The sequence below is a fragment of the Paenibacillus sp. P32E genome (genome assembly GCF_001909085.1).
In the GTDB taxonomy this organism is placed as follows: Bacteria; Bacillota; Bacilli; order Paenibacillales; family Paenibacillaceae; genus Paenibacillus_AQ; species Paenibacillus_AQ helianthi.
Genome location: NZ_LVYY01000001.1, coordinates 572,052 through 585,451, shown reverse-complemented (window position 1 = coordinate 585,451; position 13,400 = coordinate 572,052). Strand labels below are relative to the sequence as shown.

Genomic DNA, 13,400 nt, shown 5'->3' with positions numbered 1-13,400 from the left:
CTGTACCAGTTGCTCCAGACCTGTTCGTGTATTGGAGAATACACAATCTTTCCCCAGTTCAATTCCCCGAAAGTCAATGGCTCGGGCCACATGGGTTTCCTTAGCGATGTCTGCGCCTACGACAAGGGTCTTGTCGGAAATTCTCATAATCCGTTGATTCTGTTTCTTCGATTGTTTATACTTCATGTTGAGTGCCTCCTGCGCTGGAATTTGTTCTCTGGACGGAACGTTTCCCAGTATACAGCTGGCGCTTTTTTCATTCAAACCTCAAATTAATTCATTACAGGAATGGCTCCTTTGGTTAATAAACCCCAGTCTTTGTGCAATCGTGATGATGGCTACCACGCCCTTGCAGCTTCTTAAATCCGTGCTTTTGCCCGAATGCGTCCCGGGGAAAGTAGCCCAACCGGATGAATGGAAGCTTCCAGCCGTAGGACCAGTAGATATGATGAATCCGGTGAACCCCGGTGATGTACTGCAGCAACCTCCAGCCCTTTTTTCTGGCCTTTGATTTATGAGTGTGAATTAGGGTCATGGGTTTATCTCTCCTTATAGGGGCTATGCCCTGATTAATAGTTCATCTTGATTCCATTTTTCTTGGATCGCCGCCTCCCAGCTGCTGACCCACTCAGCCAGCTCCACCCGATACGCTGCGCTTATCCTTGCATACTCAGCAGCGAACACTTCAACCAGCGGCCGCCGGCTGTAATGCAGATATGGGATGCTCCGCATGATCTTACTGCCGGACCGCTGCACCCGCCGCAGCTCCGTATCAAACCAGCAGGCTTTGAGAAATGACAGAGGTTCCGCCTCAATGATTTCGTCCCAGTCCATCCCAATGTCCCGGGCTCCGTCACAGTTAAAGGGGCAGAGGTAGCAGCGGGAACGCCGCGTCGGAAATCCGTTATCCTCCAGAAACCGGATGCTGTCCGCTGTGCTCAGATTTTCCTCAGCCAATGGATAAGCCAGGCGCATGTATTTGAATTGCGGTGACTGAGAAGTGTTAATCCGGCGTATCTCGTCATAGCTGAAGCCGATATCAATGATGAATCCGATGTTCTCCGGCATCTGCTGCCGATACTCCAGTCCGTTCAGCTCCATCACCGCCCGGCGCGCCGCCTGCTTGACGGGAATAATCTTGAAGTCTACCGTACACTGCCGGGGCATCATTCCCGCCGCCTTAATCTCTCCGGTCACCGGGTCCAGCGTGCTGCAGTACACCGGCATCTGGAACCGCTGATAGTCCGTATGGATGTAGCGCATCAGCATTTCCTCCAGCCCACGCTCCATGCTGCTGTGATGGGTAATCAAGAACGGCGTGGTATTCCCGCAGGCCCGCTGCCGGTGCTGCCACCAAGTAACCTGTTCATGGATGAACTGTGGCTCCGCTCCGGTGTCAGAAAATATGATGTAGTCATAATGAATAAGTCCTTGAAGGTGCTGCTCCAGCAAGTGAGCTGACTGCGTACCTCCCCCGAAGGAGAGAACATGGTATATGCGATCTCGGCCCAGCTGCCGCAGCTCCTCTTTGAGCTGCGCTTTGGTTTTGAATATCCCATCACGGTATTTCTTGTGGTCGCGGAAGTCAGGAGCGATCTCGAAGAGCATAAGCTGTTCTGGTTGCATGACTGCCCCTCCCCGTTGCTAGAATGGCAATTCACTGACAGCGAACAGATGCCATACAAATTCTCCGACCTTGACAGTTGATATGAACTTCGCATTCGCACTGCATGTAATATCCCATCCGGTACCGACCACAAGGAATTTCAAATCTTCTACCATTGGTTGATTAGGGTTTTGTTTCAGCACGTATACTGCAATGTAGCCACCTTCATTTACCGCCGAAATGATAGAACTCCCTGCTGACACCTGAAGCGTCTGGACATCCGGTGAAGGATCAACAAAATATTTATGAATTACTGAATGCTGCATGTCCGTCCCCTCCCTGGGGCTATAAAAGCCCCTTTGATTTATAGGTGTATCCTATAGGCTGAATTCCATTTGCCCCGCAGCAGGCTTGTATCTCTCCAGGGATAACGCCCGGCCAGCTCCGACACACATATGCGGGAGGTTTGCCCGGACCAGTGCAGCCGCGAACGGCGGCGGTACGGCGTTGCCGCAGCGGGCGACCTGAGCGCTCTTGGAATACTTTTGGCCGTCTGCGTCTACATCAATGATGTAATTGGCCGGGAATCCCTGCGCCGCAAACAACTCATGAGGCTCCAACATGCGCATGCCGATATCGACTATCTGGTAATCCACGCCCTCTACAGTGACCAAGCCGAACCGATCTTTGGTGGTTACGGTATGCAGTGGACCGTCCAGCGCTTGGCCGTTGTCGGCGCTGCCGTAGTACTTGAGCAGGAACGCCCGGACCTCACCGAAGTGCAGCCCGCCCGCCGTTATCGTTTGCAGAGGAGCATTCATCGGCTGCCCTATATTGGTTCCGCGCAGCTTGACCAGGTGCGAAGTTACCAGGCCAGTTTTCCCGCCGCCTCCGGCCGTCACCGTGCCGATGGGGGAATCTATCGAACTGCCTACTGACTCCCCGAAATGCCTGACAACATGGGCGGTCACCAGTGCATTATGATCAACGGTGGTAACTGTGCTGAGTGGTTCGTCTGGGTTGTTACCGGCCCCGGTGTACCCGCCACCGTAGTGCTTCGCCAAGAACGCAGCGACCAGCCCATAGCGATTGGAAGAATCTACTGTTAGAACCGGACGCTCAAGTTCCTGACCTCTTACATTGCCGTTTGCTCCCTCCGTGTGATACTGCGTCAGAAAGGGCGTAACCAACATATGGTGATTGCCTGTAGTAATTGTTCGCAGAGGCTCTTCTGGCGAACTGCCAGGGTGACCAGAGGTATTGACACCGAGAATCGGAGTTACCAGCAAATGTTCTGCCTTGGTTGTTACTGTAGTCAATGGATCAGTCAGCTCATACTGCAACCGATCTCCGCCGAATCCCGTCTGCCCAATCCGGGCGATGTACGGTGTGCAGACATAGTGGCTATTCACAGTCGTGATTGTACTCAACGGCTTATCCATGCTTTCCGGCTCATTTGAATACTTATACCGGATAACGAAAGGCTTCTTGTTGTCGATCACGAAGCGCTGAATGCCTCGGGCGATCCGGCGCTGAGTATTTTCCGCCAATGGTTTCTTCCGCTCGAAGATGCTCGGGCAAGGAATGGACCAGTCAATAATCTCCGCTGACGTCCGCCATGGTTTGCGTTTGCCAGCCACTACCTCCGAGCTGTCCGGTGCGCCGTGAGTCGGCTCCGGCCAGACTATAGGGCGGCCATCGCAACGCGCCACCAGAAACAGCCGCTTACGGATGGTGGGTGCTCCATAATCGCAGGCCCGCAATTCCTGCCATTCAACTTGGTACCCCTGCCGGCGCAGCGCGTTGACGAATGATTTAAACGTCATTCCCTTACGCTTTGGATCAGGAATCAAATCCCCGTTTTCGTCTTGAATCAACGGCCCCCAGGTCTTGAACTCTTCCACGTTTTCGAGCATTATCACACGCGGCCGGACAGTAGCCGCCCAGCGAACTGCGATCCAGGCAAGGCCCCGGATAAATTTATCTACCGGCTTGCCACCTTTTGCCTTGGAAAAATGCTTACAGTCCGGTGAAAGCCATAGGAGCCCCACGGGCCTGCCTGCTGCGATATTCCGGGGGTTTACATCCCATACCGATTCGCAAAAGTGAACTGTCTTTTGGTGGTTGGCCCGGTGCATAGCGATTGCTGCCGGATCATGGTTAATCGCATAATCTACGCTCTCGCCTGTAGCAAACTCTATTCCAGTACTGGCTCCGCCGCCTCCCGCGAAATTGTCTATGACCAGTTCACGCTCGCCTCGGTCATAAACACCCTGCCAGTAAGCGACCAGTTTCGCACGGTCATTGCGGTCCAGCCGCTTTTTCTTAGGGATTATGACCTTGAATTTAACCGCCTCGGTCATGTGTCCAACTCCTCAAGCAGCTTTTTAATGCGGTCACTCTCTGCCTTCGCCATTTTCCAATCAAGATCAAGAACACTGATGGGCCTCCAGCCCTTAAGCTTGCAGAAATGCTTACAGTCTGGACTTTTCCAAACCAGTAGGTTTGCCGCTGTTACATCCATAAGAGCACCAACCCGAGCAGCAACAGCGCCAGGCTAAAATCCCAAAGTACTTCGATGGCCTCCTGCTGCCGTTCTGCCCGCGCCGTACCGATGATCCGGCCGTTGTCGTCCCGTAGGCGTATGACTGTTTTCATATGCGCTCATCTCCGTTGTTATATGTCTTTAATCATCAAATTGGTCATGCCCGCAGAATGCCCCCTGGGCTGCGTAGCCGTTGAGTGCATCCGTTAAAAGTCCAGTAAAGGTCTGCAGATCATTTGACGGCATCATTTCAATAAATCGTATCTCCCTGGTCTTCAGAGCCCGGCCAGCTGCCGTTGATAACAGATCCACAACCGGCGCAAGCTTCTGCCGATGCTCCGCACGTTCCCGTTCCGCACGTTCGATGCCGGCCAGCTTCTGATTGTGCTCCTCCCAGTCCTGTTCGTCATACCAAAAGTAATCTCCGAACAGAATTCGGTATTCTTCGATAATCTCATTCTTAATTTCATCATCACCTTCTATAATGATGTGGCAATTCCCACAGACTCTGTAAGCGTTGCTTAATACTCCTTTTCCAGCCCGACCACGCCCGTAAACATGGTGGGTTGTTTGACACGGTGCCTTCTTGCAATATTGACAAATCCCTTTAGAACGTGCTGTAGCCTCTTTAACTACAGCAGGCGGAAATTCTTTTCTCTGGGTGTAACTTTTACCTGGATTGTGATCTTCAAAGAGCTTTTTCTTATGTTCCGGAACAGGCTTCTTCTCACGTTTACTCCGTCCCAGGCTGCTGGGCTTTTTCACTCTGTCCTGCTTCACTGGTTTCCAAAATGTCTGATGGGGCAAAGTTATCCCCTCCTGATGTAGGTTAATATTTTGGCTTGATCTTAAAATTGACGATTGAATATCTTCGACCGGTGCGCCGGCTTATTTCTTCGGCAGCCTGCCTGCGATAAATGATGTTTGCTCCTTGATCATGCAGCACTGCATATAATTCCGGCGCCGTGGCTACTCTCCAGCTAAAATCCTTCATGTTGTCATCACCGGCCTTTGCCGTTTTAACCATCGGTCTTCATAAAAAGTAGTCTTCTTAAGATCCAATTGATCCAGCTGTCTATGATAAAAGGGTACGTACCTGTAATCATCTTTTATTTCAATGCGGTAGATACATGCGACTGGATATTCACGGTTTTGCACTGGTGCCCCCAGCGCGGCGCAACGCCTACGAGGTAGGATGAGTCCATCCAATGGAGGTTCGCCGTACCACCTCCCAGTTAAAGCCCCCGGCGCGTCCGGTATAAAACATGCTGCTCCGGTATCCATCATTTCATTTTTCGTGAGATTTCCTTTTTCATTGGGCATATAGGACTCCCCTTTAAGGGTGGGGCAGCCGTAGCCGCCCCGGTATAATGTTAGGCGATGATGACGATTTTGCCAGCTTCAATCTCATCCTTGAGTGATTCTTTAAGGTAGGTGTGAATAGTGTCCATTGCTTCAACCTTCCATGCGCCGCCGTCAGCATCAAAGAGCGCAGCCCGCGGGCCCTTTTGAAGTCTGAACACAAACAATGATTCTGGCTGCTTCACTTCGATAAAGGTACGATATGGAAGGAGCACAACCGGATTAGGCACGGAAACCTCTCCGACTGTTGCAATACCCGTCTTGGCGGTAACTCTCTGTGTTACGCCGTCATCAGCATATGATTGCTCTGCGTCTTCTCTGACATTCCCAACCAACTTCAGCAGTGCGGCACGGGTATCATTTGGGTGGAACAATGATTGTAGTTGAATATTAAATTCTTCCACATCAGTCCAATTGGAGAAACTGATTTTTGGAAGCAACGCTTCCGCTTCAATGAATGTCTTCCGGTTGTAGTCATCATTGAATGTAGTAAAAGCCGAAACTTTTGTAGGGCTTTCTACGTGAACCATAAGAGCGCCGGGAGCATCATATTCAGACTTAATGTAATCTACGAATCCCGAAAGGCTGCGCACTGTGATAGCTGCCGGAGTTGGTTGCTTGATTAGCTGTAGAGATTGGTTTGAATACTGCTGGCCGTTAATTTCCAGTGTCTTTTGATTTGCCAGTCCGGCGATGTATTGCAGTGCTTCTTTAATCATGAATTAGTTGCCCCCTTGAGATTGTTTGCGTTCCAGGTACGAAACTTTGTTGCCGCGATCGTCAGCTAATTCCCCGTCATTATCCATCATCATCTGATCTTTTTGGCCGGATACTAACTCAGCTGCATGAGCATTACCGGCGTTATCCATACCGAAAATAATTGTTGTCGAGACGCCTTGGGCTGGAGCTAAAGTCGTCTTAACATCGATGTCAACCGAACCGATTTCACGTTTCTCATTCGGCTTAATCGCGATAGTCAGGGTTAACTTACGCGCCTTCTTCCAATCTGTATTCCGGTCCATTACATTCGCAGCCAGCTTCTGCATTTCAATTCCTAAACGTTCAGCTACTGCTCCTTCAGCGAGGTTGTTGAGGTTGATCTCGTTGTTCATATCTAATCCTCCATTTTGTATAATTTGGTTTTATAGGCACACCAGTTCGATTAATAGCTGCGGCGGTGCGCGGTCCCGGGTCATATCCGGCCCCTACGCTGGTTCTGTGAACCAAATTTTATCTACTGCTGCCAGGAAATCGATTGGAACACGGCCGTTTCGAATCTCGTAACCTTCAATTTCAAAATCGTCTATCGAAATACTCTTACGCCCGCCAGGCCGCATGGATTCCTGCCTGAAGACCCTCAAAGCCACGAACGGCAGCAGGTATACCTTTCTATTCCGGCCGAACCGGACCAGAAGAAACGCCATGGAACCATGCTTGTGTGACTTCTCCAGGTGTTCGTACTGATGATTCTCAAGTCGGCTTAGGTCAAACCTCACAAGGTCATTTACGTCCTTTGCTTCAAAATCTATCCGGCGCCCCCGGTATATTCCGTCATAGTCTACGGTGGAAGGCTTCTCGTAAACAGCCATCGTAATGTACTGGCCGCGTTTCTCAATGACTTTGACTGGCGTAGGACGCTTATTAATTACCGCCTTCCCTTGAGCCTCGTACATCTGATTACTGATATCAAGATGGGCCTCAAACACCATTCCCCGATTCCCGTAATTAACGGGAGCTTGTTTCTTTCTTGTTCTTGTGCCCATGTTTACCATCCTTTCCAGCATTCCGCTGCGCCTCGAGAACATAGCGCTTATCGTCGATTACCAGGACACTCGGCGCATCATTATGGATTTTTGCTACGGTGACAATCTTCTTGTACTTCTTTCCGACCTCGTATTGTGTCACTAACTGCCTCCCTCTGATCATGCTTGCAGCAGCAGATCCCGTTTGTTGTATTTCCAAAATGGAGTTAGGTGCCGGATACGGACAAAAGTCTCTCTTTCACTTTGCAGCAACTTTCCGGCATAATAACTGGTTTGTTCGTACCAAATTTCATCCCAGCAGTCTCGGCACACTGGAACGGTGGCCCAAGTGGTTGAAGATGGCTTACAACAACTAGGAATAGAACATCGATTTCTCATCGGTTAATGTCCTCCCCTCTGTCCCGTTTCTCCTTAAGTTCCCTCTCCGCAGCTTCCTTTTTGGCTTTCAAGGCTGCCATCGCCTTTTCGTGCTCAGCCAATTCTTCCGGTGTAGGCTCGTTCAGTGGCGGTTTATATATTTCTATTTGTTGCTTACCGCTCTTTCCTCCGTATGGTCCTTTGTAACCTGTAGGAGGCGGCGGCTTTTCTTGGGTCCAAGGATCGTCAATTCCATCTGACTTCCAGCGTTTTAAAATGGCCCTTACATAACTGAGATTCCGTTTGCCGGCGATAACCGACGTACGCAAAGCTTCACATACCCAGCGTTCACCATAATCGGCAATGAAATCTTTGATCTGATCTGATATCACAGAGCTGATTGTGCCAAAACCTTCAGCTTCAAACATCCGGAACGGATTAGGCGGTACAACTACTTCTTCTGGTTCTATATCAATTTCCTTTACTTTAGTTTCCTTTCCTTTACTTTCCTTTACTTTACTTTGTGTACTTTCTGTCGAGATTTTCCCCGCTCTTTCTGGATTAATGTAAACATTAACTATTGAATTATCAGGCCCTATAATGCTCAATGAATGGAATACTTTCTTACATTCTTCTGCTGGATCTATAAGCAAAAATCCTTCGAAAATAGTAAGATCCTTCCGCCTTTTCGCAGCTTCGATATACCTTTTTTGAAATCCACGCGAAGTCAGCACTTTGTGGTTTTCGTAGACATTTCTATTGAAAAAACCCCAGTTAATGCATTCATTAACCACTTCAACAACCGTATTAATGTCAACATTAACTTTGCTTGAGAGGGCATAATGTTCTCGCTCCTCCCAAGGGTAAAAGTAACCGTTACGGTAAATATTCATCATGATTTTCACAATTACCCCGAGTCCTTGCATTCCGTATTTGGCTATCGGCACAACCAGCTTGTCATCCTGATCAAAGTCGATATCCAAAGGGAAGTAGTCCAGGCCCTCCTTTAATGGCCGCGCCATGACGTCAATCCCCTTTCCTGCGCTTTCGGCCGAAGCCGGTCATGTAGTAAATTATCATTTAGGTTTATCTTTAGGGAGACAAGATACGGAACAATAATGTCTCTTTTTATGCATGATCTTATCGGCTTCCGGAAGTATTCTCCTGCACTCTGGATTGGAGCACCGCCAAGGAGCTTTCTTCCGCTTGGCGGGCACCTTCACTGGCTGTGTATCGGGCTCATTGCCGATAGAGAGCGAATCGACAACCTTCAATTCCTTCCGCAGCTGTTTTATTTCATCAAAAATCGCATTCGATGGAATACCCAGCATTCGAACGACATTTGCCTGCCTACGATATGTTTCTGTCAAAGCTTGCCGGAGTCGTTGTCTCTCTGCTCGTTTCTCCTGCGATAACCTAACCACTAATCCCCACCTCCCAATGTGTGCATATCCACCCTAACCCGTAGCCGAAGCTCATAGATCGTCTCAGCAATTGATTTGAATTCGTTATTCCAGAACGACTTGAGTCCCTTCGCTTGTGCTTCAGCCATTCGAAGATTTATAATAGCAAGTTCCGCTGCGTTCGCTTTATCGCCGGTTTTAGCCTTATCCTTTGCCTGGGCATATGTGATTTTACGAAAGGCATATATCTTTGCATAGTCTGCATCCATTTGAGCGGATACGCGCCCAGCAAGCGTGTGAGCCTTAGTTAATACCTTAATCTTCTCCTGGACAGCTCCAGGTGCATCTTCGTCAAACTCCTCAGCCCGGGCTTGAAGGGCCTTAACATCCTGAATATATTTATCAAGATCCATGGGGTTGTTTGGCTGCCAGCATCATGCCATAGCAGCTGTAATTGCAGCATATTCCATCATTGACTCGCAGCACCCTGGTTCTACCTGGGAGCACCGTGCCGCAGCCTGCACAATATACAGATTGAATAATAGCCGTCCAGGCAGGTTCCTCCCGTTCAAGAAGTCGTTCCAATTCCCTTTGCTTAGTACGCTCGGGACTTATTTGATAGGCCCCCAAACCAAAGTTGTGATTAATAAAGAGATAGTTGATCTTATCCCGAATACTCTGCAGAAGGTCTTCATGTTCCAATACAAGTAAATTCTCAGGCGTGAGAGGCAGTTTATCCCGAATCACAATTAACACTTTACCCTGTCTCATTTGAGCGACCACGGCTCCAATTAGATCGGCTGAGCGGTACTCTTTAGTGGACTCTTCTCCTGTATCGACGTCCTTTACTGGGATTTCATAGATTGTTTCTTGGTTGTTAAGAGACGTATCCATTGCATATGCCTCCATTTCGTGCTACAATATTCGTAATAAAATTTGTTTGAATCGTGATCAGCTCTCCGGCTCCTACCCCGGTGGGCTGTTTTTCATTGGCAAAGGTTAATGCCGCTTGTTCAAATGCTTTCCGTGATTCGCCATCCCATAGATTCAGCAGATCATCCTGCAGGCGGCGCTGCTGTTTGGCAGCATACTCAGCAATTTTCAAATCTACTTCCCCGCCCCGCCAATGTGCATCCTGCTGTACCTGAAGCCAAAAAGCTATTTCCTCTCTTAAATCTCTTTCAATGAGTTTTGGGTCCATTCGTCCGTTCCCTCCTCGGAATAATTTATAGCAAGTAAATCCTCAAGTCGGCTGCGCCCAGCTGCTGTGAATACTACGACTGCCTGGGGATCTCCTAATTCATCCTCACCTTCCAGCCAAATACCCAATCGATTTTCCTTGTAGATCACCGGCACCACCCGTTCAATTACCCTGCCTGTGACACTATCCCGGGCCGTGATGGTGATTTTGTTAGCTTGGAAATCCGTCCGGATTGGCGTCTGAACCAATTCAATACTCAAGATAATCCCTCCATTATGAGCCGAAGCCTTTAAATTTGTTGATAAAGTAACTGATTCCCTTACCGGTGATTTTCGGTGTTCGGGTAACCTTCACACCTTCGCTGGCACTTCCGCGCTGCCCAACCTTTATTTCCATGATCTGAAGCTCCATAGAGCGTTGAGTCGGCATATTATACTCAGAGCCTGACTTGATAAGGTACCCCTGATGACGAAGCTCCTTGAACAACCTAATTTCTCCGATGTTTATCCCATTCTGCTTTAGGAGTTTTGCCAGATCCGCAATGAGTATCGAATCTTTGGATACCTCCAGGGCCTCCGCAAACACCACCTTGGGACGGTCCTCATCTATCTTTACTTCTAATGCTTTCCGAGCTGCCCGCTCCTCCTTGAGCTTCGTAGCCGCCTGGATAAGCAAGTCCGGATTATCTAAAAGTTCATCAGCAGCATACATCCCTGTTTTGCGGATGGCCGGTAGTACTGAATGGGTGATCCAACGTTTAAAGCTTTTTGCTTCCGGCTTCCGGCTCATCATGATTAGAGAATAAAGACCAAATTCATTTATGGCTCCTACTTCTTGCGGTCCGCCAAGGGTGTCCACTAATACCGACCCCCTTTCATCTTCATCCAGCCGGGACAAAGCATCGCGATGTTTGTTAATCCCAAGAACGGTACATATGTCTTTGGCAACCCACCACGGCACCTCTGATTTGATAATTACTCGCACGTTGTTTCCTGCGAAATTGAACTCTTGTAGTTGATTCATGCTGTCACTTCCTTCCTGGTAGGTATTTGGCCCCTTCTGTCGAATATGGTAGTTGTCCAGACCAACATATTTTAGGAGGAACCGCTATGCCGCTTATAGATTTTTCTGAACATGATGTGCTTTTGATCTACGGCCATTTCATGAAGAAAATCAAAAAGTTGGAACTTATTCAATCCACACCAGGTAACCCGATCCATCCAGATAACATAAAAGAAGAGCTTGAATTGTTCTCCTCTATCACAGGTAAACTTGAGGAAAACAATCCTCAACTACTAAAATTAAGAGAACTCATGTAACCTATCCTCAAAAGTACTAATTGCTTCTCCGGCCGGAATGTATTCTTCAATATCTACGGATACATTTCGGCTCCCCATTTTCACTATCCAAGAATAGCTTCGTCTTCCTCGCAACAAGAACCTTATCAAAATCCGATCTACCCAGTTCATACTGTCTTCTCTCCTTCCGGTAAATTCATTGAGGTTATATACCTTACTTCTAAGTCATCTATGATTTGGATCATTGCTGGGTTATCCATATGCTGCCGGCGAGTTCTGTCTATGAAGTCCTGCAGCTGCTCCACAGAACATCCACGGTCAAAGCAGTTTTTCATCAATGCAGCAAATTCGGGATACCTTTTCTTTTTCATAGCATCGTCCCTTCCAAACAATTGTGGATAAGATGTGTATATATTGGGGATGAGTGGTAAAGATGATAACGTAGCTATTTTGATGAGAGTTTAGTGTCCGCCTCTCTCTTTTGGATCCAAGCGATTAATACTTCTGTACGAACCCGTCGGGTATTTCCTACTTTGTAACTATCGAGCCCCTCTTTTAAACACCACTTCCGTGCCGTTTTCTGACATATCCCCTGGCTTTCGGCGAGCTGTTTTATCGTAAGAGACACACCATAATCAGCGAGCGACTTCAATTAAAACCACCTTCCCTCCGTCATCATGTCTAATTAAATTAGACTCTACATCAAAAAAAATACTTTCAAAGTCTTGCTCCACAATTCTGGCAAACTGTTTTGCTGTACCGACACTCATTTCATCTGGGTTCCTCTCCCATTTCATGTAAGTTTGAACATGAACACTGAGTACATCAGCTATTTCCTGTTGAGTTTTGCCAGAAAATAATCTAGCTTGCTTTACTGTGAGTTTCATCTGACTCCCTCCCTTCGGTGCCGATACATGAATATTAGTCTATTTAAAATAGACTGTCAACAATAAAATCTAATTTATTTTGACTCTGATGTTGATTTTTTTCACTATTACGCTTATACTTCTACTTAAAATAGAGTTGTGGAGTGATATCATGGGTATCAGTGATAATATCAAAATACTGCGCGAACGTTACGGGTTGACACAACAAGAATTGGCCGAAATCGCAGGAGTGACCAACAAGGCAGTCTCTGCCTGGGAAAGCGGACTATCTGAACCTCGTATGGGGGCAATAGAAAAAATAGCCAAGAAGTATAATTTAAAGAAAAGCAACATCATTGAAGACAATGGAATGGTCATCTCCGACGGAGAATTGCCATACACTATTGCCGCGCATTTCGATGGGGATGATTACACTGAAGAAGAAATGCAAGAAATACTAAAATATGCCAAATACATAAAATCAAAACGCAAATAAGGGTGAGGCCATTGTTCGAGGAATTACTAATCGAGGCAGAATCAGCAGGTATTGAGGTCAGAAGCCACACTTTTAGAAATCCAAAACTAAAAGGTTTATATATAGACGGGGTTATTACTCTAAACTCATCTTCTATTCACACAATTACTGAAAAGCAGTGCATACTTGCTGAAGAGATCGGTCACCATCATAAAACCTTTGGAATCATTTTAGACCAGAAGAATATCAATCATCTAAAACAAGAAATATCAGGGAACAAATGGGCTTATCAAAGACTTGTTCCTTTCAGCTCATTCATCTCAGCATTCAAGGCCGGAATCCGGAATCGCTTTGAATTTGCTGAATACTTAGGTGTTACTGAACATTTTTTGGACAAGGCTATCACTTATTATTTAGAAAGATACGGGATTTCCCACAGATTTAACCATGATTACATAATTAGTTTTGATCCTCTTGGAGTGATTATGATGTTCGAGTAAGCAGTTACTGCTAAAACTCGAACT

General features: G+C 47.5%; 25 protein-coding genes and 1 pseudogene. 4 read left to right on the top strand and 22 right to left on the bottom strand.

The window, feature by feature from the left end:
* The 12 genes and pseudogenes from A3848_RS02280 to A3848_RS02230 all read right to left on the bottom strand — a co-directional run.
* A pseudogene (locus A3848_RS02280) lies at positions 1 to 186 on the bottom strand (IS110 family transposase); the annotation flags it as partial.
* A 115-nt stretch (positions 187 to 301) separates the two neighbouring features.
* Positions 302 to 535, bottom strand: a complete 234-nt coding sequence (locus A3848_RS02275; RefSeq protein ID WP_074083306.1) for a hypothetical protein — start codon at positions 533 to 535, stop codon at positions 302 to 304.
* Positions 536 to 558: 23 nt separating this feature from the next.
* Positions 559 to 1,626 carry a hypothetical protein gene (locus tag A3848_RS02270; RefSeq protein WP_074083305.1) on the bottom strand — a complete coding sequence of 356 codons (1,068 nt, stop codon included), beginning with the start codon at positions 1,624 to 1,626 and terminating at the stop codon, positions 559 to 561.
* A gap of 18 nt (positions 1,627 to 1,644) precedes the next feature.
* The gene (locus tag A3848_RS02265) at positions 1,645 to 1,932 is read right to left on the bottom strand and encodes a DUF7352 domain-containing protein (RefSeq protein WP_074083304.1); all 288 of its coding nucleotides are present in this window, start codon (positions 1,930 to 1,932) and stop codon (positions 1,645 to 1,647) included.
* 51 nt (positions 1,933 to 1,983) lie between these two features.
* On the bottom strand, positions 1,984 to 3,969 hold the full coding sequence (locus tag A3848_RS02260) for a DNA cytosine methyltransferase (RefSeq protein ID WP_083611850.1): 1,986 nt from the start codon (positions 3,967 to 3,969) through the stop codon (positions 1,984 to 1,986).
* Positions 3,970 to 4,120: 151 nt separating this feature from the next.
* Positions 4,121 to 4,264 carry a hypothetical protein gene (locus tag A3848_RS32075; protein WP_178381882.1) on the bottom strand — a complete coding sequence of 48 codons (144 nt, stop codon included), beginning with the start codon at positions 4,262 to 4,264 and terminating at the stop codon, positions 4,121 to 4,123.
* 28 nt (positions 4,265 to 4,292) lie between these two features.
* Entirely contained in the window at positions 4,293 to 4,958 is a 666-nt protein-coding gene (locus A3848_RS02255; RefSeq protein ID WP_178381881.1) for an HNH endonuclease, read from the bottom strand.
* A 22-nt stretch (positions 4,959 to 4,980) separates the two neighbouring features.
* The gene (locus tag A3848_RS32070) at positions 4,981 to 5,178 is read right to left on the bottom strand and encodes a hypothetical protein (RefSeq protein ID WP_178381880.1); all 198 of its coding nucleotides are present in this window, start codon (positions 5,176 to 5,178) and stop codon (positions 4,981 to 4,983) included.
* 346 nt (positions 5,179 to 5,524) lie between these two features.
* Positions 5,525 to 6,232 carry a hypothetical protein gene (locus A3848_RS02245; RefSeq protein WP_074083302.1) on the bottom strand — a complete coding sequence of 236 codons (708 nt, stop codon included), beginning with the start codon at positions 6,230 to 6,232 and terminating at the stop codon, positions 5,525 to 5,527.
* A 3-nt stretch (positions 6,233 to 6,235) separates the two neighbouring features.
* Positions 6,236 to 6,625, bottom strand: coding sequence for a hypothetical protein (locus A3848_RS02240; RefSeq protein WP_074083301.1), 390 nt, complete (start codon positions 6,623 to 6,625; stop codon positions 6,236 to 6,238).
* A 93-nt stretch (positions 6,626 to 6,718) separates the two neighbouring features.
* Positions 6,719 to 7,276 (bottom strand): Holliday junction resolvase RecU, encoded by a 558-nt coding sequence (locus A3848_RS02235; protein WP_074083300.1) that lies wholly within the window; start codon positions 7,274 to 7,276, stop codon positions 6,719 to 6,721.
* Complete coding sequence (locus tag A3848_RS02230) at positions 7,239 to 7,418, bottom strand: hypothetical protein (protein ID WP_074083299.1); 180 nt, start codon at positions 7,416 to 7,418, stop codon at positions 7,239 to 7,241. The genes A3848_RS02235 and A3848_RS02230 overlap by 38 nt, the downstream gene beginning before the upstream one ends.
* A gap of 58 nt (positions 7,419 to 7,476) precedes the next feature.
* Between A3848_RS02230 and A3848_RS32065 the strand changes: the two genes are divergently transcribed.
* Positions 7,477 to 7,632: a hypothetical protein gene (locus A3848_RS32065; RefSeq protein WP_178381879.1), complete on the top strand. Its 156-nt coding sequence runs from the start codon at positions 7,477 to 7,479 to the stop codon at positions 7,630 to 7,632.
* Between the two features lie 18 nt (positions 7,633 to 7,650).
* On the opposite strand, the gene A3848_RS02225 is transcribed toward A3848_RS32065, so the two are convergent.
* From A3848_RS02225 to A3848_RS02195, 7 genes are read right to left on the bottom strand one after another with little or no spacing between them, the layout of a single operon-like run.
* The gene (locus A3848_RS02225) at positions 7,651 to 8,655 is read right to left on the bottom strand and encodes a Lin1244/Lin1753 domain-containing protein (protein WP_074083298.1); all 1,005 of its coding nucleotides are present in this window, start codon (positions 8,653 to 8,655) and stop codon (positions 7,651 to 7,653) included.
* A gap of 54 nt (positions 8,656 to 8,709) precedes the next feature.
* Positions 8,710 to 9,003, bottom strand: a complete 294-nt coding sequence (locus A3848_RS32060; RefSeq protein WP_178381878.1) for a hypothetical protein — start codon at positions 9,001 to 9,003, stop codon at positions 8,710 to 8,712.
* Between the two features lie 53 nt (positions 9,004 to 9,056).
* On the bottom strand, positions 9,057 to 9,449 hold the full coding sequence (locus A3848_RS02215) for a hypothetical protein (RefSeq protein ID WP_074083296.1): 393 nt from the start codon (positions 9,447 to 9,449) through the stop codon (positions 9,057 to 9,059).
* Entirely contained in the window at positions 9,439 to 9,930 is a 492-nt protein-coding gene (locus tag A3848_RS02210; protein ID WP_074083295.1) for a hypothetical protein, read from the bottom strand. Before A3848_RS02210 ends, A3848_RS02215 begins: the two co-directional genes overlap by 11 nt.
* Positions 9,914 to 10,237 carry a hypothetical protein gene (locus A3848_RS02205; RefSeq protein ID WP_074083294.1) on the bottom strand — a complete coding sequence of 108 codons (324 nt, stop codon included), beginning with the start codon at positions 10,235 to 10,237 and terminating at the stop codon, positions 9,914 to 9,916. The genes A3848_RS02210 and A3848_RS02205 overlap by 17 nt, the downstream gene beginning before the upstream one ends.
* On the bottom strand, positions 10,207 to 10,497 hold the full coding sequence (locus tag A3848_RS02200) for a hypothetical protein (RefSeq protein ID WP_074083293.1): 291 nt from the start codon (positions 10,495 to 10,497) through the stop codon (positions 10,207 to 10,209). Before A3848_RS02200 ends, A3848_RS02205 begins: the two co-directional genes overlap by 31 nt.
* Positions 10,498 to 10,510: 13 nt before the next feature.
* Positions 10,511 to 11,260 (bottom strand): phage antirepressor KilAC domain-containing protein, encoded by a 750-nt coding sequence (locus A3848_RS02195; protein WP_074083292.1) that lies wholly within the window; start codon positions 11,258 to 11,260, stop codon positions 10,511 to 10,513.
* An 86-nt stretch (positions 11,261 to 11,346) separates the two neighbouring features.
* Here A3848_RS02195 and A3848_RS02190 point away from each other — a divergent pair, with 86 nt between their 5' ends.
* The gene (locus A3848_RS02190; protein WP_074083291.1) at positions 11,347 to 11,556 is read left to right on the top strand and encodes a hypothetical protein; all 210 of its coding nucleotides are present in this window, start codon (positions 11,347 to 11,349) and stop codon (positions 11,554 to 11,556) included.
* Positions 11,557 to 11,702: 146 nt separating this feature from the next.
* On the opposite strand, the gene A3848_RS02185 is transcribed toward A3848_RS02190, so the two are convergent.
* From A3848_RS02185 to A3848_RS02175, 3 genes are all read right to left on the bottom strand, one after another.
* A complete protein-coding gene (locus tag A3848_RS02185; RefSeq protein WP_074083290.1) occupies positions 11,703 to 11,906 on the bottom strand; it encodes a hypothetical protein in 204 nt (67 codons plus the stop codon).
* 74 nt (positions 11,907 to 11,980) lie between these two features.
* Positions 11,981 to 12,163 (bottom strand): helix-turn-helix domain-containing protein, encoded by a 183-nt coding sequence (locus A3848_RS33375; protein ID WP_371916075.1) that lies wholly within the window; start codon positions 12,161 to 12,163, stop codon positions 11,981 to 11,983.
* 7 nt (positions 12,164 to 12,170) lie between these two features.
* The gene (locus A3848_RS02175; protein ID WP_074083288.1) at positions 12,171 to 12,422 is read right to left on the bottom strand and encodes a helix-turn-helix transcriptional regulator; all 252 of its coding nucleotides are present in this window, start codon (positions 12,420 to 12,422) and stop codon (positions 12,171 to 12,173) included.
* Between the two features lie 151 nt (positions 12,423 to 12,573).
* Here A3848_RS02175 and A3848_RS02170 point away from each other — a divergent pair, with 151 nt between their 5' ends.
* Positions 12,574 to 12,897 (top strand): helix-turn-helix transcriptional regulator, encoded by a 324-nt coding sequence (locus A3848_RS02170; RefSeq protein ID WP_074083287.1) that lies wholly within the window; start codon positions 12,574 to 12,576, stop codon positions 12,895 to 12,897.
* A gap of 11 nt (positions 12,898 to 12,908) precedes the next feature.
* Positions 12,909 to 13,376: an ImmA/IrrE family metallo-endopeptidase gene (locus tag A3848_RS02165; RefSeq protein WP_074083286.1), complete on the top strand. Its 468-nt coding sequence runs from the start codon at positions 12,909 to 12,911 to the stop codon at positions 13,374 to 13,376.
* Positions 13,377 to 13,400: the final 24 nt, after the last annotated feature.

Excerpts from the sequence above, each read along its gene's own strand:
- A3848_RS02275 (WP_074083306.1), bottom strand. The coding sequence starts at position 535 with ATGACCCTAATTCACACTCATAAATCAAAGGCCAGAAAAAAGGGCTGG.
- A3848_RS02270 (WP_074083305.1), bottom strand. The coding sequence starts at position 1,626 with ATGCAACCAGAACAGCTTATGCTCTTCGAGATCGCTCCTGACTTCCGC.
- A3848_RS02265 (WP_074083304.1), bottom strand. The coding sequence starts at position 1,932 with ATGCAGCATTCAGTAATTCATAAATATTTTGTTGATCCTTCACCGGAT.
- A3848_RS02260 (WP_083611850.1), bottom strand. The coding sequence starts at position 3,969 with ATGACCGAGGCGGTTAAATTCAAGGTCATAATCCCTAAGAAAAAGCGG.
- A3848_RS32075 (WP_178381882.1), bottom strand. The coding sequence starts at position 4,264 with ATGAAAACAGTCATACGCCTACGGGACGACAACGGCCGGATCATCGGT.
- A3848_RS32070 (WP_178381880.1), bottom strand. The coding sequence starts at position 5,178 with ATGGTTAAAACGGCAAAGGCCGGTGATGACAACATGAAGGATTTTAGC.
- A3848_RS02245 (WP_074083302.1), bottom strand. The coding sequence starts at position 6,232 with ATGATTAAAGAAGCACTGCAATACATCGCCGGACTGGCAAATCAAAAG.
- A3848_RS02240 (WP_074083301.1), bottom strand. The coding sequence starts at position 6,625 with ATGAACAACGAGATCAACCTCAACAACCTCGCTGAAGGAGCAGTAGCT.
- A3848_RS02235 (WP_074083300.1), bottom strand. The coding sequence starts at position 7,276 with ATGGGCACAAGAACAAGAAAGAAACAAGCTCCCGTTAATTACGGGAAT.
- A3848_RS32065 (WP_178381879.1), top strand. The coding sequence starts at position 7,477 with ATGGAGTTAGGTGCCGGATACGGACAAAAGTCTCTCTTTCACTTTGCA.
- A3848_RS02225 (WP_074083298.1), bottom strand. The coding sequence starts at position 8,655 with ATGGCGCGGCCATTAAAGGAGGGCCTGGACTACTTCCCTTTGGATATC.
- A3848_RS02215 (WP_074083296.1), bottom strand. The coding sequence starts at position 9,449 with ATGGATCTTGATAAATATATTCAGGATGTTAAGGCCCTTCAAGCCCGG.
- A3848_RS02210 (WP_074083295.1), bottom strand. The coding sequence starts at position 9,930 with ATGGATACGTCTCTTAACAACCAAGAAACAATCTATGAAATCCCAGTA.
- A3848_RS02205 (WP_074083294.1), bottom strand. The coding sequence starts at position 10,237 with ATGGACCCAAAACTCATTGAAAGAGATTTAAGAGAGGAAATAGCTTTT.
- A3848_RS02195 (WP_074083292.1), bottom strand. The coding sequence starts at position 11,260 with ATGAATCAACTACAAGAGTTCAATTTCGCAGGAAACAACGTGCGAGTA.
- A3848_RS02190 (WP_074083291.1), top strand. The coding sequence starts at position 11,347 with ATGCCGCTTATAGATTTTTCTGAACATGATGTGCTTTTGATCTACGGC.
- A3848_RS02185 (WP_074083290.1), bottom strand. The coding sequence starts at position 11,906 with ATGAAAAAGAAAAGGTATCCCGAATTTGCTGCATTGATGAAAAACTGC.
- A3848_RS02175 (WP_074083288.1), bottom strand. The coding sequence starts at position 12,422 with ATGAAACTCACAGTAAAGCAAGCTAGATTATTTTCTGGCAAAACTCAA.
- A3848_RS02170 (WP_074083287.1), top strand. The coding sequence starts at position 12,574 with ATGGGTATCAGTGATAATATCAAAATACTGCGCGAACGTTACGGGTTG.